Origin of the sequence: Streptomyces sp. NEAU-W12 (assembly GCF_026242095.1) — a bacterium.
GTDB lineage: Bacteria > Actinomycetota > Actinomycetes > Streptomycetales > Streptomycetaceae > Streptomyces.
Map to the genome: position 1 here is coordinate 215711 of NZ_JAPJDM010000001.1, position 23636 is coordinate 239346.

Genomic DNA, 23636 nt, shown 5'->3' on the forward strand with positions numbered 1-23636 from the left:
CCTCACGGCCGCCCCCGGGAACCGCCCTGCCGGGAACTGCCTTCCTCGTGCAGGGAGACCGCCCTCCGCCGAGCCACCACCGTCCACGCGCCAAGGCCCACCAGTAGTGCGCTGCCGGTACCGATACCGCCCACCGCGAGCGCCGTCATCGCGGTGTCGTCCCCCGGCCCCGGGCCCGCCGCCCGCCCGTCCGCCGCTGCCTCGCGGTCCTCCTCGCCCTCCGTGAAAACGTCCGACGGCACGGGCTCCCCCGCGTACCCGGGCCCGTCCTGTGCCGCACCGCTCACGCGTACCCGCAGCGTCAGCGGGACGGGCCCGTCGCCGAAGTCGTCCGCGACCTTCTCCGCGAGGTGCGCGACGAGGTAGTACGAGCCGGCGAAGCGCATCGCCGCGACCTGGCCGGTGGGGGCATGGCGATTGGCGTACGCGACGGGGGGCAGCGGGGCGAGGCTGTCCGACTTCTGCCTGCCGTCGTATCCGACGCCCACGTCCGCGACGTGCCCGCGTACGGGGTTGTAGAGGTCCAGGTCCAGGGCCGCGGGAACGAATCCGGTACCGTCCGAACTCGAACTGCCCAGTTCGGCGGTGGCGTTGAACTGCCGGCCCCAGCCGACCGGAACCTTGTAGAAGAGCGTTTGTCCGGGCCGGATGTCGTCCCGCCAGACTCCCTCTCCGAGTGGGGTGGCCTCGGCGAAACCGGCGCCGCCGGCGCGCCGTCGGGCCTCTCCGGCGACGGGCTCGGGCGAGGCGGAGTTCCACGCGTCCGGCGGGGTCGTCGCCCCGGCCTGCGCCGGCCGCGGTTCCGACACGGTGGTGAGCTCCAGCTCCCAGGCGTCGGGGGAGGCGCCCTTCCCGTCCGGATCCGCGCGTTCGACGGCCACGTAGTACGTGCCGGCATCCTTGCAGAGGGACCGCCTGGGGGAGATCTCGCGCGCGGCCCACGCGGCGACCGGGTGCGGACTGGCCGCAGCGCCGAAGGTCGCCGTGTTCACATCACAGGAGCGGCCGTCACCGTCCTGCACGGACACTTTGACTCCGTCGACGACGGCGGCGGTGCCACCCCCCGGCGGAACGGCGGTGGCGGAGACGTAGACGTCCGAGGTGTCGTCGAGTTCCAGACGGTAGTGGACCGGACCGCCCGCCGGGAGGGTACTCCGGTAGGTGCGACCGGCCTCCAGCCTTACGGCGTCCGCGGTGCTCAGGGCTCCTTCGACCCGCGGCGCACCCTCCTCGAAGGCATACGTTCCAGGAGTCCCGGCGGCAACCGCCTCCTGCCCTGCGGGCAGGCCCGGCATCCCCGTCAGCAGCACCACCGCGAGCGCCGCCACTCCGGCGCGTCCGGCGGTCGAGGCCCGGCCGCTCCTTGCCGCCCGTGCACGCCGCCCCCGCGCAGTACACCGCCGTGCCCTCACGCGCCACTCCTCGTCGTCGCCGGATGTCACACCGTGACCAATCCTGCCTCGCGGACAAGGGGCGTCGGCAAGGCCCCGCAGCGCACAAAACCCCGACCGCGAGCGCGGCCGGGGTCTGTTCAGCGTCGTATGTCGGTACTCACGAACCCGTGGGCACGGAGTCAGTCGCCTCCGTCCACAGATCCTGCTCGGCGCGATCCGCCTGGATCTGGCGGTACACGAGGAGCCCGCCGATGGCGGCCAGTGCGACCAGGAGAAGCTTCTTCACCGCGCGACCTCGTCTTTCTTGACGTAGGGGACCTCTGGCGCCCGACTATACACACCGGCCGAGACCGATCGGTGACCTGCGTCGGCCCGCCAACTGCCCTCCCCTACTGCGCAGTAGGAGCAGGGAAGACCGGCCGGACCGGAGGGTGACCGCCTCCGCACGGTCGGTGATTTTCACCGCCTCCCTCCGTGATCTTCCGCTTTTCACCCCTCTTGCGCCCATCCGGGTGGTGTTCATCTGAACATCGACGCGCCACGGGCTCGGATCCACCACTTCGGGCTCCGCATACACATCATGAGGAAAGTACGCAAATCGCCCGACCCGAAAGTGAGAGGCCAATGGCCCGGAACAAGGTCATGAAGCTGTGGACCGCCATCGTCACCGCCTTCCTCGCGCTGTGCACGGCGCTCGGACTCGTCACCACGACCGCCTCGGCGGCCGTACCCCCGACCGAGACGACGCGCAACAGCGAGAGCGCCCCGGACGGGAGGAAGCCGGCGGCGTCCACCCGGCCCTGGTCCCATGCTGCGGCCCTGCCTCCCACGATGAAACAGCGCATCCGCGCGGAGGCCCACGGCGCGTCCCCCGGCTGCCGCAGCCGCCGTCTCACGAACCCGGCCCCGGCCCCCGACCCGACCGCCCCCACGAACTGCTCCGACGACGACACCACGTCCCCCGCAGAACCCCCCAGGGGCCATCTCCCGCTCCAACGCTGAGCCCTGGAGCCCTGGAGCCCCACACCACTCCTCCCGTGCCGTTCCGGCTCCCCGAAGTACCGGCGAACTCGCGTACAAGCCCCCACGGCACGCGAAGGACCGCCCGGCCGCTCGAACCCGAGCAGCCGGGCCTTCCTCATGCCCCCACGCTCACACCCACCGGATTCATCAGGGCCGAAAGCCCCAGCACACCCCCCGGCTCCTGCTCTCCGCTCCCGGCTCCCGGTCCGGCAACGGACGGCACGGAGCAAGGCGTCCAAACCGCGCCCCAGGGCAGGACGGGCCGGTGGAAGCGAACCCGGGCGGAACACAACCACCGCGACGCCCTCGCGGCCGCACCACCGGCCGAGGCCGGCCCCGCCCGCCCGCACCCACTGCTGAACACGCCCCTCCAGCCACACCGCACCGGACACCGCAGCCCCGGACACAGCACCCCTCGGGAACGCAGAAGACCCCCGGTCGTATCGACCGGGGGTCTCACAATACTGTGTGGGGCTAACAGGATTTGAACCTGTGGCCTCATCCTTATCAGGGATGCGCTCTAACCAACTGAGCTATAGCCCCGCCGCGCTCTGCGGTGTATGTCCCGCGCGCTGACTCCTGAAGATTAGCGCACGACCGGGGCAGTCCCAAAATCGATTGCCGGGAGGCCGTCGGAGCAGGCCGGGAAGGCGCCGAGCGCCGCTCTCACTCGTCCTCGGCCAGCGTCAGTTCGACGCCGCCGACGAAACCCGCGGAGAGGTTGTAGATGAACGCGCCGAGGGTCGCCAGGGCCGTCGCCAGGACGACGTCGATGACCGCGATGACCGTCGTGAACAGCAGCACGTTGGGCAGCGACAGGAACGACTGGAGGTCGAAGCCGTTCGACTCGTTGGAGCCGGTCGCCTCGGAGATGGTGCCGCCGACGGTGGAGAAGACGCCCATCGCGTCCATGACCATCCACAGCACCGCGGACGCGACGATCGTGCAGATGCCCAGGGCGATGGAAAGCAGGAAGCTGACCTTCATCACCGACCAGGGGTCGGCCTTGGCCACCCGCAGGCGCGCCTTGCGCACGCGCGGTGTGGTGCGCGCCCCGGTCCGCGGGCGGCGTACCGCGCCGGTCTGGCCCTCTGCCGTGCCCGCCTGCGCCGGGTAGGCCTGCGGCGGGTGGTACGGCCCCGCCTGCTGCTCCTGCCGTTCCCCCGGCAGCAGCGGTGAGGCCGCCTGAGCAGCGGCGCCCTGTCCGGGCACGCTCTGCTGCTGGCCTCGGGTGTCCGTCACGGTCCCCCCCTGGGATCCATGTCTGTCGGACGAAGGCGAGTCCTTGCCGGGCGACTTGATCGCTTTCAGGTTGGTCGTGTGCGGATCTGTCGCCCGCGCTGCAGAGCCACGGTCACCGCCGTCCGTGCCCGTACTGGTACCGGTCGGTCCGGCGCCCGTGGCTCCGCTCACGCTGACTCACTCCTCGTGCTACTCGGCCGGGGGCGCCTCGCCCTCGGCCGTGCCGGTGGTCACGGCATCTTCATCGGTCTCGTCCACGGCCACGTCGCCGTCGACTTCCTCCGCCTCGCGTCCCGCCTCGGCGTTACGGGCGATGCCGACCACGGCATCGCGCTTGCCCAGATTGATCAGTTGGACGCCCATGGTGTCACGGCCCGTCTCCCTGACCCCGCTGACTCGCGTACGGATCACACCGCCCGACAGCGTGATGGCGAGGATCTCGTCGGTCTCCTCGACCACCAGCGCACCGACGAGAGTCCCACGATCCTCGACGATCTTGGCAGCCTTGATGCCGAGGCCGCCGCGACCCTGGACGCGGTACTCGTCGACAGCGGTCCGCTTCGCGTACCCGCCGTCTGTGGCAGTGAACACGAACGTACCGGGTCGAACGACATTCATCGAGAGCAGTTCGTCCTCTTCGCGGAAACTCATGCCCTTTACACCCGAAGTCGCACGGCCCATGGGCCGCAAAGTTTCATCGGTCGCGGTGAACCGGATCGACTGCGCCTTCTTGCTGATCAGTAGTAGATCATCATCCGACGAGACAAGTTCGGCCCCGATCAGTTCATCGTCGGAACCGTCCTCCTGCTCCCGCAGGTTGATCGCGATCACACCACCCGAGCGCGGCGAATCGTAGTCCTTCAGCGGCGTCTTCTTCACCAGGCCCGCCTTCGTGGCAAGGACCAGGTAGGGCACCGCCTCGTAGTCGCGGATCGCGAGGATCTGGGCGATCGCCTCGTCCGGCTGGAAGGCCAGCAGGTTCGCCACGTGCTGGCCGCGCGCGTCCCGGCCGGCGTCGGGCAGCTCGTACGCCTTCGCCCGGTAGACCCGGCCCTTGTTGGTGAAGAACAGCAGCCAGTGGTGCGTGGTGGACACGAAGAAGTGGTTGACGATGTCGTCTTCCTTCAGCTTCGCGCCCCGTACGCCCTTGCCGCCCCGCTTCTGGGCCCGGTAGTCGTCGGTCTTGGTGCGCTTGATGTAGCCACCGCGCGTGACCGTGACGACGATGTCCTCCTCGGCGATCAGGTCCTCGATGGACATGTCGCCTTCATAGGGGATCAGCTTCGTCTTGCGGTCGTCACCGTACTTCTCGACCAGTGCGGCCAGTTCCGCGCTGACGATCCCGCGCTGGCGGGCGGGGGAGGCGAGGATCTCGTTGTACTCGTTGATCTTCGTCTGGAGTTCGTCGTGCTCCTGGACGATCTTCTGGCGTTCCAGTGCCGCCAGTCGGCGGAGCTGCATCTCCAGGATCGCGTTGGCCTGGATCTCGTCGATCTGCAGGAGGCCCATCAGGCCCCCGCGCGCGATCTCGGCGGTGTCACTGCGCCGGATCAGCGCGATGACCTCGTCGATGGCGTCCAGGGCCTTCAGCAGGCCCCGCAGGATGTGCGCGCGCTCCTCGGCCTTGCGCAGCCTGAAGCGCGTACGGCGGACGACGACCTCGATCTGGTGGTTCACCCAGTGGCGGATGAACGCGTCCAGGGAGAGCGTGCGGGGCACGCCGTCGACCAGGGCCAGCATGTTGGCGCCGAAGTTCGTCTGCAGGTCGGTGTGCTTGTAGAGGTTGTTCAGGACGACCTTGGCGACCGCGTCCCGCTTGAGCACGATGACCAGGCGCTGGCCGGTGCGGGACGACGTCTCGTCGCGGACGTCCGCGATGCCGCCGACCTTGCCGTCCTTCACCAGGTCGGCGATCTTCTGCGCGAGGTTGTCGGGGTTGGTCTGGTACGGCAGCTCGGTGACCACCAGGCACTGGCGGTTCTGGATCTCCTCGACCGCGACCACCGCGCGCATGGTGATCGAGCCGCGGCCCGTCCGGTACGCCTCCTCGATGCCCTTGCGGCCCACCACCAGGGCGCCGGTCGGGAAGTCGGGGCCCTTGATCCGCTCGATGAGCGCGTCGAGCAGCTCCTCGTTCGACGCCTCGTGGTGCTCCAGGTACCACTGGGCGCCGGCCGCGACCTCACGCAGGTTGTGCGGCGGAATGTTGGTCGCCATACCGACCGCGATGCCGGCCGATCCGTTGATCAGCAGGTTCGGGAAGCGGGCCGGCAGGACGGTCGGCTCCTGGGAGCGGCCGTCGTAGTTGTCCGTGAAGTCGACGGTCTCCTCGTCGATGTCGCGGACCATCTCCATCGACAGCGGCGCCATCTTGCACTCGGTGTACCGCATGGCGGCGGCCGGGTCGTTGCCCGGGGAGCCGAAGTTGCCGTTGGAGTCCACCAGAGGCATCCGCATCGACCACGGCTGCGCGAGGCGGACCAGCGCGTCGTAGATCGAGGAGTCGCCGTGCGGGTGGTAGTTGCCCATGACGTCGCCGACGACGCGCGCGCACTTGTAGAAGCCGCGCTCGGGCCGGTATCCGCCGTCGTACATGGCGTACAGCACACGGCGGTGAACGGGCTTGAGGCCGTCACGGACGTCCGGCAGCGCGCGCGAGACGATGACGGACATCGCGTAGTCGAGGTACGAACGCTGCATCTCCGTCTCGAGCCCGACGGGCTCGACGCGCAGGGCGAGGCCGTCCTCTTCGGGCGTGACGGGAGTGTTCTCGTCGGTCATTGCTGGTGAAGATCCTTCCTGGTGCGGTCAGCTGAGACCGACTCAGATGTCGAGGAAGCGGACGTCCTTGGCATTGCGCTGGATGAACTGGCGGCGGGCCTCCACGTCCTCGCCCATGAGGACGGAGAACAGGTCGTCGGCCTGCGCGGCGTCGTCCAGGGTGACCTGTCCGAGGACGCGGTGCTCCTGGTCCATCGTGGTGATGCGCAGTTCCTCGGCGTTCATCTCGCCGAGACCCTTGAAGCGCTGGACGGAGTCCTCACGGATACGCTTGCCGGTCTGGCGGCCCAGCTCGATCAGCGCGTCGCGCTCACGGTCGGAGTACGCGTACTCGAAGTCGTCCCGGCCCCACTTGATCTTGTAGAGCGGGGGGCGGGAGAGGAACACGTGCCCGGCCTCGACCAGCGGCCGCATGAAGCGGAACAGGAACGTCAGCAGCAGGGTGTTGATGTGCTGGCCGTCGACGTCGGCGTCCGCCATCAAGATGATCTTGTGATAGCGGAGCTTCTCGATGTCGAAGTCCTCGTGCACACCGGTACCGAACGCGGAGATCATCGCCTGGATCTCCTGGTTCTGCAGGATCCGGTCGATGCGTGCCTTCTCGACGTTGAGGATCTTGCCCCGGATCGGGAGGATCGCCTGGTACTGCGGATTCCGGCCGGACTTGGCCGAACCGCCGGCGGAGTCGCCCTCGACGATGAAGATCTCGCACTTGATGGGGTCGTTCGACTGGCAGTCCGAGAGCTTGCCCGGCAGGGACGCCGACTCCAGCAGGCCCTTGCGACGGGTGAGGTCGCGGGCCTTGCGGGCCGCCACACGCGCGGTGGCCGCCGCGATGCCCTTGCGGATGATGTCCGCGGCCTCGTTGGGGTTGCGGTCCAGCCAGTCCGCCAGGTGCTCGTAGACGACCTTCTGGACGAAGGTCTTCACCTCGGTGTTGCCGAGCTTGGTCTTGGTCTGGCCCTCGAACTGGGGCTCGCTCAGCTTGACCGAGATGATCGCGGTCAGACCCTCGCGGATGTCGTCGCCCGTGAGGTTGTCGTCCTTCTCGCGCAGCAGCCTCTTGTCGCGCGCGTACTTGTTGATGAGCGAGGTGAGCGCCGCGCGGAAGCCCTCTTCGTGCGTACCGCCCTCATGGGTGTGGATGATGTTGGCGAAGGAGTAGACGCCCTCGGTGTAGCCGCTGTTCCACTGCATGGCGACCTCGAGGGACAGGAGCTTCTCCTTGTCCTCGGCCTCGAGGTCGATCACGGTGGGGTGCACCACGTCGCCCTTGCGCGAGTTGAGGTACTTCACGAAGTCGATGATGCCGCCCTCGTAGTGGTACGAGACGGCCTTGACCTCGTACTTCTCGTCCTCGCCCGCCTCGTCCGCCCCGGCGGTCGCCTTCGCCGACTCGCGCTCGTCGGTGAGGTTGATCCGCAGGCCCTTGTTGAGGAACGCCATCTCCTGGAAGCGCCGCGACAGCGTCTCGAAGGAGTAATCGGTGGTCTCGAAGATGTCCGGGTCCGCCCAGAAGGTGACCGTGGTCCCGGTCTCGTCCGTGGCCTCCTGCTGGACCAGCGGAGCCGTGGGGACGCCCATCTTGTAGTCCTGCGTCCAGCGGTGCCCGTCGCGTTTGATCTCCACGGAGACCCTGCTCGACAGGGCGTTCACCACGGAGACACCGACGCCGTGCAGGCCGCCGGAGACCGCGTATCCACCGCCGCCGAACTTGCCGCCCGCGTGCAGCACGGTCAGCACGACCTCGACGGCCGGCTTGTTCTCCGAGGGGACGATGTCCACCGGGATGCCGCGGCCGTTGTCGACGACCCGGACACCGCCGTCGGCCAGGACCGTCACGTCGATCGTGTCCGCGTGCCCGGCCAGCGCCTCGTCGACGGAGTTGTCGACCACCTCCTGCACCAAGTGGTGCAGCCCTCGTTCACCGGTCGAGCCGATGTACATGCCGGGTCGCTTGCGGACCGCGTCCAGACCCTCGAGGACGGTGATGGCACTGGCGTCGTACGAAGCGGTGATCCCGCCGTTGAGGGCGGTCGCCTCGTTCTGCGCGCCGGTGTCGGTGGACGGGATGTTCTCGTTGGGGTTGCCGGAATCGGCCACGAAGCGCCCTTTCTGGCACACCACGAGCCAGGCTCGGCGGCGGGTTGCCGGAGCGGCTGCGGCATGTTGCGTTGATAAGCCTTGATCAGCGTTGCTCAGCTTTTCCCGGGCGGTCCCCACGATCGGGGCGGGATTGCCTCCAGTCTACCGGTAGCGCGGACATCGATGGGGGTTTGCCGGTACCTGAGTCCGCATGTGCCGCCCTCAACCGGTCTCGTCCGACTCCCGGATATGCGGATGGGGGCTCCAAGAGGCTCACGAGGGCACCCAGCGCTTCCGGCCCTCCACCCTTGGCTACTTACGAGTCAGGTGACGATCCGGCCCCCCGCCCGGGGCGCGACGAAAGGGGCGCCCCGGGGCCGGACACACCCCCGGAACCCCTCGGTGTGACGTCGGTCACCACGGCGTGGGAAGCCTGGAAAACAGCCTTGAACAGGCCCCGGTCACCCGTATGTGTCACCCGGACCGGTGCTCCCGGGGGCGCGCAGCGGGCCGTAACGGCGAGCCGGACCACCCGGTCCGTTGACCTTGATCAGCCTCACCGTGCCGTGGCCCAGGTCCTCGTTCAACCGGGCGACCAGGGTCGGGGCGAGCAGCCGCAGATTCGTCGCCCACGCGGTGGAGTCGCAGCGCACGACCAGGACCCGCTCGTCCTCGTCGTAACGCTCCGGCTCGCAGTGCTTGGCCACGTCCTCACCGACGATCTCCGGCCAGCGCCCCATCACACCGCCCACCGCGGCCGGGGCCTCCCAGCCGCGCTCGGTGAGCAACCGGTTGATCGCCGCGCCGAGCGCCATGGGATCGCGCCGGTCCCCGCGCGCACCCGAGCGCAGGCCACCGCGCCGTGCCAGCTTCTTCTGCTGCGCCACGTCTCCGCGCGCGCGTGCCGCCTCCTTCGCCGCACGCAACGCCACACGCGCCAGGTCGACACCCGAGGGCTCGGAAGTCGCCTCCTGAGCTCCCACGGGGGTGCCCTCGGGCCCGTCGGCCTCGCTCATACCCGCTCCACCGCCCCCTCGGCCACCGCGAACCGCGTCCCCGACAGCACATGGGGGACGTCGTCGTCGACGGCCGCGGTCACCAGCACCTGCTCGCCGGGCGCGACCAGCTCGGCGAGACGCTCACGACGGCGGGTGTCCAGCTCGGCGAAGACGTCGTCGAGGACCAGCACCGGCTCGTTGCCCTCGGCACGCAACAGGTCGTAGGAGGCCAGGCGCAGCGCCAGCGCGTAGGACCAGGACTCGCCGTGGGAGGCATAGCCCTTGGCCGGCAGCCGGCCCAGGTTGAGCAGCAGATCGTCGCGGTGCGGGCCGACCAGGGTGACGCCCCGTTCGACCTCCTGCTTGCGCGCCTCGGCGAGCGCGGCCGACATCTGCTCGAACAGGTCCTCGCGCGTGTGCGCCTCCCCGGGGGCCGACGGCTTGTACTCCAGCGCGACGGGACCACCGCCCGGCGCGAGCTGTTCGTACGCCTTGTCGGCGAGTGGCTGGATCGCGGCGATCAGATCCAGCCGCTGGGCCAGCAGTTCGGCACCCACACGCGCGAGATGCTGGTCCCAGACGTCGAGGGTGGACAGGTCCATGGTGCGCCCGCCGTGGCGGCGGGCCAGCGCGGCCGACTTCAGCAGCGTGTTGCGCTGTTTGAGGACACGGTCGTAGTCGGAACGGACGCCGGCCATGCGCGGGGAACGGGCGGTGATCAGCTCGTCCAGGAAACGACGCCGCTCACCGGGATCGCCCTTGACCAGGGCCAGGTCCTCGGGCGCGAACAGGACCGTGCGGACGATCCCCAGCACGTCCCGGGGCCTGACCTGCGAGGACCTGTTGATCCGGGCGCGGTTGGCGCGGCCCGGGTTCAGCTCCAGCTCGACGAGCTGCTGCCGCTCGCCCTGTCGGACCTGGGCCCGGATGATTGCGCGCTCGGCGCCCATGCGGACCAGCGGGGCGTCGGAGGAGACACGGTGGCTGCCGAGGGTGGCGAGATAGCCGACCGCCTCGACGAGGTTCGTCTTGCCCTGCCCATTGGGGCCGACGAAGGCCGTGACCCCCGGGTCGAGCGGGACCTCGACCCGGGGATAGGACCGGAAATCGGCCAGCGACAGATGCGTGACATGCATGATCGTTCGCCGACCTCCCCCGGCGTTGTGGACCGTCGTGCGGCCCTGTGGGTCCTGTGGACGGCAGCCCCGGAACGGCCCTGACCGATCAGCCCGTGGCTGCTCCGGCTGCTCCGTGGACTACTTCTCCACGGGTTGCCTCTCCGTGGATTACCTCTCCGCGGGTTACTTCTTCTCGACCGCGTGGCCGCCGAACTGGTTGCGCAGCGCCGCGATCATCTTCATCTGCGGCGAGTCCTCCTGGCGGGAGGAGAACCGCGCGAACAGTGACGCGGTGATCGCCGGCAGCGGGACCGCGTTGTCGATCGCGGCCTCCACGGTCCAGCGTCCCTCACCGGAGTCCTGCGCGTATCCCCGGAGGTCCTCCAGGTGCTCGTCCTCGTGCAGTGCGTTCACCGCGAGGTCGAGCAGCCAGGAGCGGATGACCGTGCCCTCCTGCCAGGAGCGGAAGACCTCCCGGACATCGGTCACCGAGTCGACCTTCTCCAGCAGCTCCCAGCCCTCGGCATAGGCCTGCATCATCGCGTACTCGATGCCGTTGTGGACCATCTTGGCGAAGTGGCCGGCGCCGACCTTGCCGGCGTGCACCGAGCCGAAGTCGCCCTCCGGCTTGAGGGCGTCGAAAACCGGCTGCACCTTGGCGACGTGTTCCTTGTCGCCGCCGTACATCAGCGCGTAGCCGTTCTCCAGGCCCCAGACGCCGCCGGAGACACCGCAGTCGACGAAGCCTATGCCCTTGGCCGCCAGTTCCCCGGCGTGCTTCTCGTCGTCGGTCCAGCGGGAGTTGCCGCCGTCCACGACGACATCGCCGGGCTGCAGCAGCACCGCGAGTTCGTCGATGGTCGACTGGGTGGCCTCGCCTGCCGGGACCATCACCCAGACCACACGCGGGCCCTTGAGCTTGCCCACCAGTTCTTCCAGGCTGTGGACATCGGCGAGGTCCGGGTTGCGGTCGTATCCGAGGACGGTGTGGCCCGCGCGGCGAATCCGCTCGCGCATGTTGCCGCCCATCTTGCCGAGGCCGACGAGACCGAGCTCCATCAGTTGTGTTCCTTAGGTTGCGACGTGGCGTGGCGGCACGAGTGTGCCGCGGCACTTACGTACCGCACCGACCCTAAACCCGGGCGCTCACGCACATCTGTGGGCATACGCGCTCAGGCGTACGCCCTTACCTGCGGTTTCACCCGCGTCGGCCGACCAGCCGCCTTCCGCCCCTTCCGGGTCCGGTGCGATCCGGTACCCACACGCGCGGTCCGTTGTCCACCGGGCCCGGAAGCACTCCACACCTGTGGACCGACGCGGGCGGCCACGGACAGGCGGGCGAGCTCAGCCGCTGAGTCGCACCGGCATGATCAGGTACTTGTAGGCGTCGTCCGCCTCCGCGTCCACCGCAGGCCTGCCGCTGAGCAGGGCGGGCTTGGTGGACGTGGTGAACGACAGCTGGGCCACCGGGGAGTCGATGGCGCTCAGGCCGTCCAGCAGGAACGTGGGGTTGAAGGCGATCGAGATGTCGTCGCCCTCCAGCTGCGCGTCGACCCTTTCCACAGCCTGTGCGTCGTCGCTGGAACCGGCCTCCAGGATAAGCACTCCCTGCTCGAAGCTGAGCCGCACCGGGGTGTTGCGCTCGGCGACCAGGGCCACACGCTTGACGGCCTCCACGAAGGGGGCGGTCTCGATGACGGCGACGCTGTTGAACTCGGTCGGGAACAGCGTGCGGTACTTCGGGAGGTCACCCTCCAGCAGCCGTGTGGTCGTGCGTCGGCCCGCGCCTTCGAATCCGATCAGGCCTTCCCCCGCACCCGAGCCGGACAGAGCCAGGATCACCTGGTCACCGCTGGTCAGCGCCTTGGCAGTGTCCAGGAGCGTCTTGGCCGGGACCAGGGCGACGGCCGAGGCCTCCGGGTTCTCCGGCTTCCACAGGAACTCCCGGACCGCGAAGCGGTAGCGGTCGGTGGAGGCCAGCGTCACCGTGTCGCCCTCGATCTCGATGCGGACACCGGTCAGGACGGGCAGGGTGTCGTCGCGGCCTGCCGCGATGGCGACCTGCTGCACGGCGGACGCGAAGACCTCGCCGGGAACCGTGCCCGTCGCGTTCGGCATCTGCGGCAGGGCCGGGTACTCCTCCACCGGCAGCGTGTGGAGCGTGAACCGCGAGGAGCCGCAGACCACCGTCGCCCGCACACCGTCCGTGGAAATCTCCACCGGCCGGTTCGGCAGGGCGCGGGAGATGTCGGCGAGCAGTCGGCCCGAGACGAGAACCGTGCCCTCCTCCTCGACCTCCGCCTCCACCGAGACCCGCGCGGAGACCTCGTAGTCGAAGCTGGACAGGCTCAGCTGTCCCGCCTCGGCCTTCAGCAGCAGGCCTGCGAGGACCGGCGCCGGCGGACGGGCCGGGAGGCTGCGCGCCGCCCAGGCCACTGCCTCCGCGAGTACGTCGCGTTCCACCCGGATCTTCACCGTAAGCCGCCTCCTGCTGTTGCCGGCGTTCTCGCGCCCTGCTTCGCCTTCGTCATCTGACTCGGTGTCGTCGGCCTCTGGGAGGGGAAGGACACCGGGAACAGTCTGACGCACCGCACTGACAGTAGGCGCCCCTCGGGGTCAAGTCGTGACGAGGGGCAGTCGGCGGCGAAGCGGTGAGTTGTGCACAGGACCCTCTTCGAAACGGATTCCTCACTCTCTCTAGTTGGGAGTAGTAGTAGGGCCTGTGGATACCGTGGATAACCTTGTTTTCCCAGCTCAGAGCCCAGATTTTGTCCACCGCCCCTGTGGGCGGAGCCGGTGGACAACTCGGGGTTTCTGTGGAGAACAGAAAGTTCTGCACACCCCGTGCACAGGTTGAGCCAAGTTGTCCCCAGCTCTGTCCCCAGGTTTGCCGGTCTTTCCCACAGGCCCCCTCGGCACCTTGGTGTGACGCCTTTCACTCGACCCGGTGAGGAGGCGCGCCACGTTGCCGAACAGTGGACAGGCGTGTGGAGAAGCGCATGATCGCTGGGGACAAGCAGGCTCAGCCTGTGGATCACCTGTGGAAAACTTTGTGCACAGGCTGTGGATCATCGTTCTGTCCACAGCCTGTGAGGACCGCTTGTCCACGAATCCACAGCCGGTTGACCTGGCTTGATCGTCCCCCGTTTGGCGGTCCTGTGGACAGGATCGGGACAACTTTGCGGTCCCCAGGATGTGGACGGGAAAAACTTGACGAATCTGTGGAGGAAGGCCGTAACCCGGCGCCGAAATCGAACAGCGGACGAGGGCTCGAGGACGGCGCGGTCGACGCGGCCTGACAGAGACTCGACGGAGGACAGGAGGACAGGAGGACAGGAGGACAGGAGGACAGGAGGACAGGAGGAGACGGAGGAGGGGGAGGGTCGGCGGGCCCGGCTGCGGACGACACGGAAGGGGGGCCCCCGGGGGTGGTCCGGGGGGGCCCCCCCCCCTCGCGGCATGACGAATTGGGGGCCGAGCCGACCTCGGAGGGAGGAAGCCCTCCGGCTGCTGTGCACGGGCGTGGGACCCCCTCGTGCCGCGACGGGCACTCTGTGAGTGCCTAGCCGGCCTTGATGCGGTTGGTGAGTTCGGTGACCTGGTTGTAGATGGAGCGCCGCTCCGCCATCAGATTGCGGATCTTCCGGTCCGCGTGCATCACCGTCGTATGGTCACGGCCCCCGAACAGCGCGCCGATCTTCGGCAGCGACAGGTCGGTCAGCTCACGGCACAGGTACATCGCGATCTGCCGCGCGGTCACCAGCGCGCGTCCGCGCGAGGTGCCGCAGAGGTCCTCGACCGTGAGCCCGAAGTAGTCGGCGGTCGCGCCCATGATGGCCGTCGAGGTGATCTCCGGCGCGGAGTCGTCCCCGCCGGGCATCAGGTCCTTCAGGACGATCTCGGTCAGCCCGAGGTCCACCGGCTGCCGGTTGAGCGAGGCGAAGGCCGTCACCCGGATCAGCGCGCCCTCCAGCTCACGGATGTTCCGCGAGATACGGGAGGCGATGAACTCCAGTACCTCCGGCGGGGCGTTGAGCTGCTCCTGCACCGCCTTCTTGCGCAGGATCGCGATCCGCGTCTCCAGCTCCGGCGGCTGGACGTCGGTGATCAGGCCCCACTCGAAACGGTTGCGCAGCCGGTCCTCCAGCGTGACCAGCTGCTTGGGCGGCCGGTCACTGGAGAGCACGATCTGCTTGTTGGCGTTGTGCAGTGTGTTGAAGGTGTGGAAGAACTCCTCCTGCGTCGACTCCTTGTCCGCGAGGAACTGGATGTCGTCGACCAGCAGGATGTCCATCTCCCGGTACCGCTTGCGGAAGCTGTCGCCCTTGCCGTCGCGGATGGAGTTGATGAATTCGTTGGTGAACTCCTCCGAGCTCACGTACCGCACCCGGGTGCCGGGATAGAGACTGCGTGCGTAGTGCCCGATCGCGTGCAGCAGGTGCGTCTTGCCGAGCCCGGACTCCCCGTAGATGAAGAGAGGGTTGTAGGCCTTCGCGGGTGCCTCGGCCACCGCCACCGCCGCCGCGTGTGCGAAGCGGTTGGAAGCGCCGATGACGAAGGTGTCGAAGAGGTACTTCGGGTTCAGCCGGGCGGTCGGTTCACCGGGACCGGTCGCCGGCGCGGGCTGCGCTGCCAGCGGGCCCGGGGCGCCACTGGCGGGCAGGTTCGGGCCGACGGGACCTCCACGATGGACGTGACCGGTGCCGGAGGGAGGCTCCGGCAGCTCGCGACGGACTGCGTCGCGCTGGTCGTAGTCACCGCGGTTGTAGTCCTTGCGGTCGTAGTCCTTGCGGTCGTACTCCGTGCGTGATGTCTCGTAGTCGGAGCGCTGCTGGTCGTAGGACGGACGTTCCAGCGGCTGCGGGCGGTAGTCCTGCGAGGGCGCGCCGCCGTAGCCGTCCTGGGAGCCGTACGTCTCCTGGGACGGGGAGGCGTAAGGATCACCGTCCGGGAAGCCGAGGCGCTGCTGCTGCCAGCTGTATTCGTCCTGCGCCGGGCGAGGCCAGGAGCCGGGTTCCGGGCGCTGGTACTCCGAGGGGTAGGCCGGGCGGGCGGTGGGGAGCTGGTCGCCCGGTGGTCCGGGACGCTGGTCGGCGCGGCGTCGGCCGTAGCCCTCGTAGCTTTCGTAATGGTCGTACTGTTCGCGCTCCTGGCGCTCCTGCCTGTCCGGACGGTCCTGCCGGGCCGGCGGGAGTTCGGGTTCCTCGTAGCGCGGCTGAGGGCGGGGCGCGAGCGGGGCCGGAGGCTCTCCCGCGGAGTCGTCGACGGTGATGGCGATACGGATGGGGCGCCCGCACTCGCGGCTCAGGCTCTCGCTGACGACTGGTGCCAGACGGCCCTCGAGGACGCCCTTGGCGAACTCGTTCGGCACGGCGAGCAGGGCGGTGTCGGCGACCAGCGCCAATGGCTGGCAGCGCCGGATCCAGTGTTCGTCCTTTCCCTCCACTCCCTGGCCCCGGCCCTCTCCGAGGAGCTGCTCCAATACGCGTGGCCACACTGCGGCAAGATCGGCAGGTACGTCAGCCACAGGGCACGCTCTCTCACAGGTCCCTCGAACGTGTGGTTCAGGGACGGGTTGGGTTCTCAAGGGGGTGCTGGAGGGACAAAGGAACGAATCGGAGTTCGGCCACGGTAGTCAGGGCGGCCGGTACGGTTCAAGTTGTTGTCCCCAGCCTGTGGACAAGTGTCTCCCGGCGGTGGCTGGTTTGACCGAATGGCGCAGCCGCGCGTACCGTGACGAGGTCGAGTTGTCGATGGCTGCTGCCGCCTGCCTCCGATGGGCACAGATCGCGCAAGATGATCGGTCAGCGGTGCACTCGGGCGTAACGCGAGCTACTCGTGGGCGCACGGTGACAGCCAGGACGGCACCCCGCAATCTACGAACTCTTTCTGGAGCCCCCGAGTGAGCAAGCGCACCTTCCAGCCGAACAACCGTCGTCGCGCCAAGACCCACGGCTTCCGGCTGCGTATGCGCACCCGTGCCGGCCGCGCGATTCTCGCGTCCCGCCGTGTCAAGGGTCGCACCCGTCTGTCCGCCTGATCCTGATCAGGTCATGACGTCGTGCTGCCCACCGAGAACCGGCTGAGGCTGCGCGAGGACTTCGCGACCGCGGTACGACGGGGGCGCCGGGCCGGAAGCCGGCACCTCGTCGTACATCTACGCAGCGGTGTCACGGACCCGCATGCGCCTGGGCAGAACGCTGCCCCGACGCGTGCGGGTTTCGTCGTAAGCAAGGCGGTGGGTGGCGCGGTCGTGCGGAACAAGGTGAAGCGCAGGCTTCGCCACCTGATGCGCGATCGAGTCGCCCTGCTGCCCCCCGGTAGCCTGGTAGTCGTACGAGCGCTGCCCGGAGCGGGTGACGCCGACCATGCACAACTGGCCCAAGACCTGGATGCCGCTCTTCAGCGGTTGCTGGGAGGGGGCACGCGATGAAGTACCCGCTGCTGGTCCTGATCAAGCTCTATCAGTGGACGATCAGTCCTCTGCTCGGGCCTGTGTGCAAGTACTACCCGTCGTGTTCCCATTACGGCTACACGGCCATCGACCGGCACGGTGCCGTCAAGGGCACAGCACTCACGGCTTGGCGCATCCTGCGGTGCAATCCGTGGTCACTGGGCGGCGTGGACCATGTCCCGCCGCGCAAGCGCCCGCGGTGGCACGAAATGCTGCGTAACGCCTGGCGTGCACGCAAGGGCGGGCCCGCCTCCGCCGAACCGGCCACCGAAGGACGGACCCCTCCCGTGGGTCCGAGTTCTGCGAGTCCGGCCGCAGAGACCTCGCCCCATGCCCAAGGAGCATGATTAGTGGACACGATTGCCAGCCTCTTCAGCTTCATCACGACACCTGTCTCCTGGGTCATCGTCCAGTTCCACAGCGTGTACGGGGCCCTCTTCGGCCCGGACACCGGATGGGCCTGGGGCCTGTCCATCGTGTCCCTGGTGATTCTGATCCGTATCTGCCTGATCCCGCTCTTCGTGAAGCAGATCAAGGCGACGCGCGCGATGCAGACGCTCCAGCCGGAGATGAAGAAGATCCAGGAGCGCTACAAGAACGACAAGCAGCGCCAGTCCGAAGAAATGATGAAGCTGTACAAGGATGCGGGCACCAACCCGCTCTCCTCGTGCCTTCCCATCCTGGCGCAGTCCCCGTTCTTCTTCGCCCTGTACCACGTGCTCAACAGCATCGCGTCCAACGACACCGTCGGCGTGATCAACGAACGTCTGCTGGAAAGCGCGCAGAAGGCGCACATTTTCGGTGCCCCGCTCGCGGCGAAGTTCACGGACAACGCGGACAAGGTCGAGGCCCTCAACGCCTCCCTGACCGATGTGCGCATCATCACGGCGCTCATGATCGTGTTGATGTCGCTGTCGCAGTTCTACACGCAGCGCCAGCTGATGACGAAGAACGTCGACACCACGGTGAAGACGCCGTTCATGCAGCAGCAGAAGATGCTGATGTACGTCTTCCCCGTCATCTTCGCCGTCTTCGGTATCAACTTCCCCGTCGGTGTCCTCGTCTACTGGCTGACCACCAACGTGTGGACCATGGGCCAGCAGATGTACGTCATCCACAACAACCCGACGCCGGGTTCCAAGGCACAGGCCGCTTACCTGGAGCGCTTCTCCAAGACCGTCACCCGGCACGGCAAGACCCGTAACCGCCGTGAGCGTGCCATCGTCAAGGCCATCGTCGCCAAGGGCCGGGACCGCAACGAATACGAGCGCAAGTTCATCAACGGGCTGAACAAGGCGGGTCTCGCGGCCCAGACCGACGGCGCGGTGATCAAGAGCGACGCCACGGCCGCCGCCCAGGCGGAGGACGGTGCCCCGACCGCGGTCCAGGCCGCGAAGCGGCAGCAGCCCAAGCGGCAGAGCAAGTCCCAGCGCCAGGGCGGTGCGGCGAAGGCAGCCGGTGAGTCCCTCTCGCTGACCAAGGCCGAGGAACCCCAGGACGACGTCAAGCCCGCCGCCCCTGCCAAGAAGGGCAACGCGAAGCCCGGCGGAAGCACCCGCAGCAAGGCCCAGTCCGGACAGCGCAAGGGCCCGCAGCGGCCCAAGTCCCCGTCCAAGAAGTAAGAAGGAGTCCATCCCGTGACGGAAGGCACCACCTCCGCCGCTGCCGAGGGCGTAGATACCCTGACCCGCTTGGAGCAGGAGGGCGAGATCGCAGCGGACTACCTCGAGGGTCTGCTCGACATCGCCGACCTCGACGGTGACATCGACATGGACGTCGAGGCCGACCGTGCCTCTGTCTCGATCATCAGTGACTCGTCCGGCCGTGACCTGCAGAAGCTGGTCGGTCGTGACGGCGAGGTACTCGAAGCGCTCCAGGAGCTCACGCGCCTGGCCGTGCACCGTGAGACCGGTGACCGCAGTCGGCTGATGCTCGACATCGCGGAATACCGTGCCAAGAAGCGGGCCGAGCTGTCCGAGCTCGGCGCGAAGGCGGCCGCCGAGGCCAGAAGCAGCGGTGAGCCCGTGAAGCTCGACCCGATGACGCCGTTCGAGCGCAAGGTCGTGCACGACGCGGTCAAGGCCGCCGGCCTGAGCAGTGAGTCCGAGGGCGAGGAGCCGCAGCGCTTCGTTGTCGTGCTTCCCGCCTGAACGGTTCCACGTTCCACCGGCCCCGTCTGTTGCGCAGACGGGGCCGAATTTTGTCAGCCTGATAGTTCTGTGGTGTCGGCCCGTGCGTCGGCACCATACGGAAGGACGGTGCACCGTGACGGAGGCAGCAGAGCTCCCCCCCGCTCCCGAACAGGCTCGTGAAGTGTTTGGCGATCGCTTCGCGGACGCGGTGCGTTACGCGGAGCTGCTTGCTGAGGCGGGCGTGCAGCGTGGTCTGATCGGTCCGCGGGAGGTGCCCCGGCTGTGGGAGCGGCATCTGCTGAACTGTGCGGTGCTCTCGGAGGTCGTCTCCGAGGGCGTGACGGTGTGTGATGTCGGCTCAGGTGCCGGCCTGCCCGGCATTCCTTTGGCTCTGGTCCGGGAGGATCTCAAGATCACGCTTTTGGAACCGCTGCTGCGGCGTACCACCTTCCTGACCGAAGTCGTGGAGCTGCTGGGTCTGGACCATGTGACGGTCGTCCGTGGGCGAGCCGAGGAGGTCATGGGAACGCTGCCTCCGGTGCATGTGGTGACCGCGCGGGCTGTGGCTCCACTCGACCGTCTCGCCACGTGGGGCATCCCCCTGCTGCGACCCTACGGAGAGATGCTCGCACTCAAGGGTGATGCTGCCGAGGAGGAGCTGAAGAGCGCGACCGCTGCTCTGAACAAACTCGGCGCAGTGGCCACATCGGTTGTGCATGTGGGTGAGGGCGTGGTGGATCCGATGTCCACGGTCGTGCGCGTCGAGGTCGGGGAAAGCCCTGGAGGTGTGCGCTTCGCGGCGAAACGTGCGAAGGCGGCCCGCACGGGACGTGTGCGGCGCCGGCGCGGATAATGGGTACGCACGCCCTGTGGCGGGACGGCTGACTGTCAGGCATACGCTCTGAGAGGTCAGACGTACTCCACACAAGCTGCCGAACCTCTGCGTGCCGGAGTGTCGCGGCAGCGCGGCCCCGGCTGCTGTGCATCGTGTTTCACGTGAAACGTCGCTCCCTGCTGCACGGCATCATCAGTCGCGGTCGAGCCGCGGCCGAACCCCGCGACCGTAAGCCTCTCGGTTCACTCGGAGAGGGTCCTGTTCCCGAAGAGAGTTCATCCCCCTTGGGGGGCGCGGAGTTGTCCACAGAGGTGGGTTTCTCCACAGAACGTAAAGCCTCACTGGTTCACGACCCCGAAGACATGGGAGGCTCTGTTCATTGCGAGCCTGAAGTCGAGGAGAGTGAATCCTTGCGGTCCGACGCCAACATCGCGGGGCCGATGACCGACCCGGTCCCCGGTCCCCGTACCGAATCGATGGAGGCGGATGTTTCACGTGAAACACCGCCTCCGATGGACGACGCTCCCATCGGGCGTGCTGCCCAGCTGGCGGTGGACGCACTGGGCCGCGCGGGCGAGGGCCTGCCGCGGCCTGAACAGACACGCCTCATGGTGGTCGCCAACCAGAAGGGTGGCGTCGGCAAGACGACGACGACCGTCAACCTTGCCGCGTCGCTCGCGCTCCATGGGGCTCGGGTCCTGGTGATCGACCTCGACCCTCAGGGCAACGCATCCACGGCCTTGGGTATCGATCACCACGCCGAGGTTCCCTCCATCTACGACGTGTTGGTCGAGAGCAGGCCGCTGGCAGAAGTGGTCCAGCCGGTCCCTGATGTGGAGGGTCTTTTCTGTGCCCCCGCCACGATCGATCTTGCCGGTGCGGAGATCGAGCTGGTGTCCCTGGTGGCACGGGAGAGCCGGCTGCAGCGTGCGATCCAGGCCTACGAGCAACCTCTGGACTACGTCCTCATCGACTGCCCTCCGTCGCTCGGCCTGCTGACAGTCAATGCGATGGTGGCAGGTCAGGAGGTCCTGATCCCGATTCAGTGCGAGTATTACGCGCTGGAAGGCCTGGGGCAGCTGCTCCGCAATGTCGATCTGGTACGGGGGCACCTCAACCCCTCCCTGCATGTATCGACGATCCTGCTCACCATGTACGACGGCCGGACGCGCCTCGCGTCCCAGGTCGCGGACGAGGTACGCAGCCATTTCGGTGAAGAGGTGCTACGGACGAGCATTCCTCGCTCCGTACGCATCTCGGAGGCGCCGAGTTATGGGCAGACGGTACTGACTTACGATCCTGGATCGAGCGGTGCCCTCTCCTACCTCGAGGCGGCACGAGAGATCGCATTGAGGGGCGTAGGCGTCAGCTATGACGCAGCGAACGCGCACATCGGCGCACAGCAGAACGATCCGAGCATGGTGGAGGGCGTCCAGTGAGTGAGCGACGGAGAGGGCTGGGTCGTGGTCTCGGCGCGCTGATCCCTGCTGCCCCAACAGAGAAGCTGGCCCCCCCGGCCATAGCGGGAGGCGCGGCTTCCATGCCTCCCACCGGCTCGCCGGTGGTGTCGAACGAGCGCGGGGTGGCCGCTGCGAAACTGGCCGATCTGCCCTCTGTTCCACGTGAAACAAAGGAGCCCTCGCCCCAGGGCGCAGCGGAGACTCCCCTGCCTCCCCTGGGTGCACACTTCGCTGAGATCCCCCTCGATTCCATCAAGCCGAACCCGCGTCAGCCCCGTGCGGTCTTCGACGAGGACGCGCTGGCAGAGCTCGTCACGTCCATCAAGGAGGTCGGCCTCCTCCAGCCCGTTGTCGTACGGCAGGTCGGGCCGACGCACTACGAGCTCATCATGGGTGAGCGCCGTTGGCGGGCCTGTCGCCTGGCGGGGCTCGAGGTCATTCCGGCGATCGTCCGGGCCACGGAGGACGAGAAGCTCCTTCTGGACGCCCTTCTGGAGAACCTGCACCGGGCCCAGTTGAACCCGCTGGAAGAGGCAGCCGCCTACGACCAGTTGCTCAAGGACTTCAACTGCACCCACGACCAGCTGGCGGACCGTATCGGGCGCTCCCGCCCCCAGGTGTCCAACACCCTGCGTCTGCTGAAGCTCTCGCCGAGGGTCCAGAGCAGGGTGGCTGCCGGCGTCCTCTCCGCCGGACATGCGCGGGCCCTGCTGTCCGTCGAGGACTCCGAGGAACAGGACAGGCTGGCCCATCGGATCGTGGCCGAAGGGCTCTCGGTACGGGCTGTGGAGGAGATCGTCACCCTGATGGGGGCAGGCCCGCAGAAGGCACCGCGCTCCAAGGGGCCGAGGGCGGGCGCCCTGGTGTCACCGGCGCTGTCAGATCTGGCCACGCGTCTCTCGGATCGCTTCGAGACGCGAGTGAAGGTCGACCTGGGGCAGAAGAAGGGAAAGATCACCGTCGAGTTCGCCTCCATGGAGGATCTCGAGCGCATCCTCGGCACGCTTGCTCCCGAGGAGGGGCCGGTTCTGCAGAAGAGCCTCGTGGACGACGACGCCGCAGAGGGCGATTCCTGAGACATCGGCTCGGTCGGTCGAACAGCCGACCAGAGGCGGATCATATCCGGTACGCGCCGGATCATGATCCGCCCTTTGCTTTTTGCCGGTATCGACGGAATCGCTTCATGGATACGATGCATTCACATACGGGACGATCCACCGGCGTACCTCTGAATCTCTGAGCGCAAGGCAGGGGCCATGCGAATGATGAGCCGCACTGGACTGGTGAGAACAGGGCTGGCGGTTGCCGTCTTCGGTGGGTTCGTCGGCAGCCTGCTCAAAGAGCGGCACGCTCTGAAAACCGTCCGCGAGGCGGCAGACGAAGGAAGCGAGGCACAGGCTTCATGGGGCGTCGGCTCGTACCGCTCACGCTGGACAACCTTCAGGACCTTCCGCAGACCTGTCGCTCGTGTGTCTTCTGGGAGCTCGACCCCGTCAGTGGTGAGGCAGCGGTAAAGGCGGGCACGTCGGTGGTCGAGAAGGAGTCGTGGATCTCCGCTGTCCTGCTGGACTGGGGATCGTGCGGAAGAGTCGTCTATGTGGATGACGTCCCCGCGGGTTTCGTTCTTTATGCCCCGCCCGCCTATGTGCCGCGCGCCACGGCCTTTCCCACGAGCCCTGTGTCACCCGATGCGGTGCAGTTGATGACCGCGTTCATCGTGCCGGGCTATCAGGGCCAAGGACTGGGCAGGGTGATGGTGCAGACGGTGGCGAAGGACTTGTTGCGTCGTGGGTTCAAAGCGATCGAAGCCTTCGGTGACGCGCGTTGGAAGGCGCCGGCCTGTGTGCTGCCCGCTGACCATCTCCTGGCAGTGGGATTCAAGACGGTCCGTCAGCACCCCACGTATCCCCGGCTCAGGCTGGAACTGCGGACGACGCTCTCATGGAAGGACGACGTCGAGATGGCGTTGGACCGCCTGCTTGGCGCTGTCCAGAAGGAACCGGCATTGCGCCCCCTCTGACGGGGGCCGGTAATGCGGAGGGGGGGGGGGCGGGGGGGGGGCCCCCCCCCGCGGACCGGGGAACAAACCCCCCCCGGGGGCGGGGGGGGGGCCA

Annotated in this window: 20 protein-coding genes and 1 tRNA gene; 10 read left to right on the plus strand and 11 right to left on the minus strand. The window is 67.9% G+C overall.

The genetic code is table 11. The features are described 5' to 3' along the window. Window positions 1-2 precede the first annotated feature (2 nt). A complete protein-coding gene (locus ORI94_RS00945) occupies window positions 3-1328 on the minus strand; it encodes a hypothetical protein (RefSeq protein WP_416237747.1) in 1326 nt (441 codons plus the stop codon). A gap of 223 nt (window positions 1329-1551) precedes the next feature. Further along, complete coding sequence (locus tag ORI94_RS00950) at window positions 1552-1680, minus strand: DLW-39 family protein (protein ID WP_003999697.1); 129 nt, start codon at window positions 1678-1680, stop codon at window positions 1552-1554. Between the two features lie 338 nt (window positions 1681-2018). Between ORI94_RS00950 and ORI94_RS00955 the strand changes: the two genes are divergently transcribed. After that, the gene (locus tag ORI94_RS00955; protein WP_266071748.1) at window positions 2019-2396 is read left to right on the plus strand and encodes a DUF6344 domain-containing protein; all 378 of its coding nucleotides are present in this window, start codon (window positions 2019-2021) and stop codon (window positions 2394-2396) included. Between the two features lie 490 nt (window positions 2397-2886). Here the strand turns inward: ORI94_RS00955 and ORI94_RS00960 are convergent. From ORI94_RS00960 to dnaA, 9 genes are all read right to left on the minus strand, one after another. After that, window positions 2887-2960: transfer RNA gene (locus ORI94_RS00960), tRNA-Ile, on the minus strand. A gap of 123 nt (window positions 2961-3083) precedes the next feature. Beyond that, on the minus strand, window positions 3084-3830 hold the full coding sequence (locus tag ORI94_RS00965; RefSeq protein WP_266071749.1) for a DUF3566 domain-containing protein: 747 nt from the start codon (window positions 3828-3830) through the stop codon (window positions 3084-3086). Between the two features lie 18 nt (window positions 3831-3848). After that, window positions 3849-6440 (minus strand): DNA gyrase subunit A, encoded by a 2592-nt coding sequence (gyrA, locus tag ORI94_RS00970; protein ID WP_266071750.1) that lies wholly within the window; start codon window positions 6438-6440, stop codon window positions 3849-3851. 42 nt (window positions 6441-6482) lie between these two features. Beyond that, window positions 6483-8543, minus strand: a complete 2061-nt coding sequence (gene gyrB / locus ORI94_RS00975; RefSeq protein WP_266071751.1) for a DNA topoisomerase (ATP-hydrolyzing) subunit B — start codon at window positions 8541-8543, stop codon at window positions 6483-6485. Between the two features lie 443 nt (window positions 8544-8986). Beyond that, entirely contained in the window at window positions 8987-9541 is a 555-nt protein-coding gene (locus ORI94_RS00980) for a DUF721 domain-containing protein (RefSeq protein WP_266071752.1), read from the minus strand. Further along, window positions 9538-10659: a DNA replication/repair protein RecF gene (gene recF, locus ORI94_RS00985; RefSeq protein ID WP_266071753.1), complete on the minus strand. Its 1122-nt coding sequence runs from the start codon at window positions 10657-10659 to the stop codon at window positions 9538-9540. The genes ORI94_RS00980 and recF overlap by 4 nt, the downstream gene beginning before the upstream one ends. A gap of 165 nt (window positions 10660-10824) precedes the next feature. After that, entirely contained in the window at window positions 10825-11700 is an 876-nt protein-coding gene (gnd, locus tag ORI94_RS00990) for a phosphogluconate dehydrogenase (NAD(+)-dependent, decarboxylating) (RefSeq protein WP_266071754.1), read from the minus strand. A gap of 285 nt (window positions 11701-11985) precedes the next feature. Continuing rightward, complete coding sequence (gene dnaN, locus ORI94_RS00995; protein WP_042163176.1) at window positions 11986-13116, minus strand: DNA polymerase III subunit beta; 1131 nt, start codon at window positions 13114-13116, stop codon at window positions 11986-11988. A 1087-nt stretch (window positions 13117-14203) separates the two neighbouring features. After that, the gene (gene dnaA / locus ORI94_RS01000) at window positions 14204-16168 is read right to left on the minus strand and encodes a chromosomal replication initiator protein DnaA (protein ID WP_266071755.1); all 1965 of its coding nucleotides are present in this window, start codon (window positions 16166-16168) and stop codon (window positions 14204-14206) included. 375 nt (window positions 16169-16543) lie between these two features. Here dnaA and rpmH point away from each other — a divergent pair, with 375 nt between their 5' ends. The 9 genes from rpmH to ORI94_RS01045 all read left to right on the plus strand — a co-directional run bounded on the left by rpmH (window position 16544) and on the right by ORI94_RS01045 (window position 23542). Further along, the gene (rpmH, locus tag ORI94_RS01005; RefSeq protein ID WP_042163181.1) at window positions 16544-16681 is read left to right on the plus strand and encodes a 50S ribosomal protein L34; all 138 of its coding nucleotides are present in this window, start codon (window positions 16544-16546) and stop codon (window positions 16679-16681) included. 21 nt (window positions 16682-16702) lie between these two features. Beyond that, window positions 16703-17074 (plus strand): ribonuclease P protein component, encoded by a 372-nt coding sequence (gene rnpA / locus ORI94_RS01010; RefSeq protein WP_078878016.1) that lies wholly within the window; start codon window positions 16703-16705, stop codon window positions 17072-17074. Next, the gene (gene yidD, locus ORI94_RS01015; RefSeq protein ID WP_266071756.1) at window positions 17071-17442 is read left to right on the plus strand and encodes a membrane protein insertion efficiency factor YidD; all 372 of its coding nucleotides are present in this window, start codon (window positions 17071-17073) and stop codon (window positions 17440-17442) included. The genes rnpA and yidD overlap by 4 nt, the downstream gene beginning before the upstream one ends. A 3-nt stretch (window positions 17443-17445) precedes the next feature. Continuing rightward, the gene (gene yidC / locus ORI94_RS01020; protein WP_266071757.1) at window positions 17446-18717 is read left to right on the plus strand and encodes a membrane protein insertase YidC; all 1272 of its coding nucleotides are present in this window, start codon (window positions 17446-17448) and stop codon (window positions 18715-18717) included. 15 nt (window positions 18718-18732) lie between these two features. Then, window positions 18733-19245 carry a protein jag gene (locus tag ORI94_RS01025; protein WP_042163187.1) on the plus strand — a complete coding sequence of 171 codons (513 nt, stop codon included), beginning with the start codon at window positions 18733-18735 and terminating at the stop codon, window positions 19243-19245. Window positions 19246-19360: 115 nt separating this feature from the next. Beyond that, complete coding sequence (gene rsmG, locus ORI94_RS01030) at window positions 19361-20080, plus strand: 16S rRNA (guanine(527)-N(7))-methyltransferase RsmG (protein ID WP_266071758.1); 720 nt, start codon at window positions 19361-19363, stop codon at window positions 20078-20080. 344 nt (window positions 20081-20424) lie between these two features. After that, window positions 20425-21501, plus strand: a complete 1077-nt coding sequence (locus ORI94_RS01035; RefSeq protein ID WP_323056018.1) for a ParA family protein — start codon at window positions 20425-20427, stop codon at window positions 21499-21501. Beyond that, the gene (locus ORI94_RS01040) at window positions 21498-22598 is read left to right on the plus strand and encodes a ParB/RepB/Spo0J family partition protein (RefSeq protein WP_266071759.1); all 1101 of its coding nucleotides are present in this window, start codon (window positions 21498-21500) and stop codon (window positions 22596-22598) included. The genes ORI94_RS01035 and ORI94_RS01040 overlap by 4 nt, the downstream gene beginning before the upstream one ends. Window positions 22599-22924: 326 nt before the next feature. Next, window positions 22925-23542 carry a GNAT family N-acetyltransferase gene (locus tag ORI94_RS01045; RefSeq protein WP_266071760.1) on the plus strand — a complete coding sequence of 206 codons (618 nt, stop codon included), beginning with the start codon at window positions 22925-22927 and terminating at the stop codon, window positions 23540-23542. Window positions 23543-23636 lie beyond the last annotated feature (94 nt).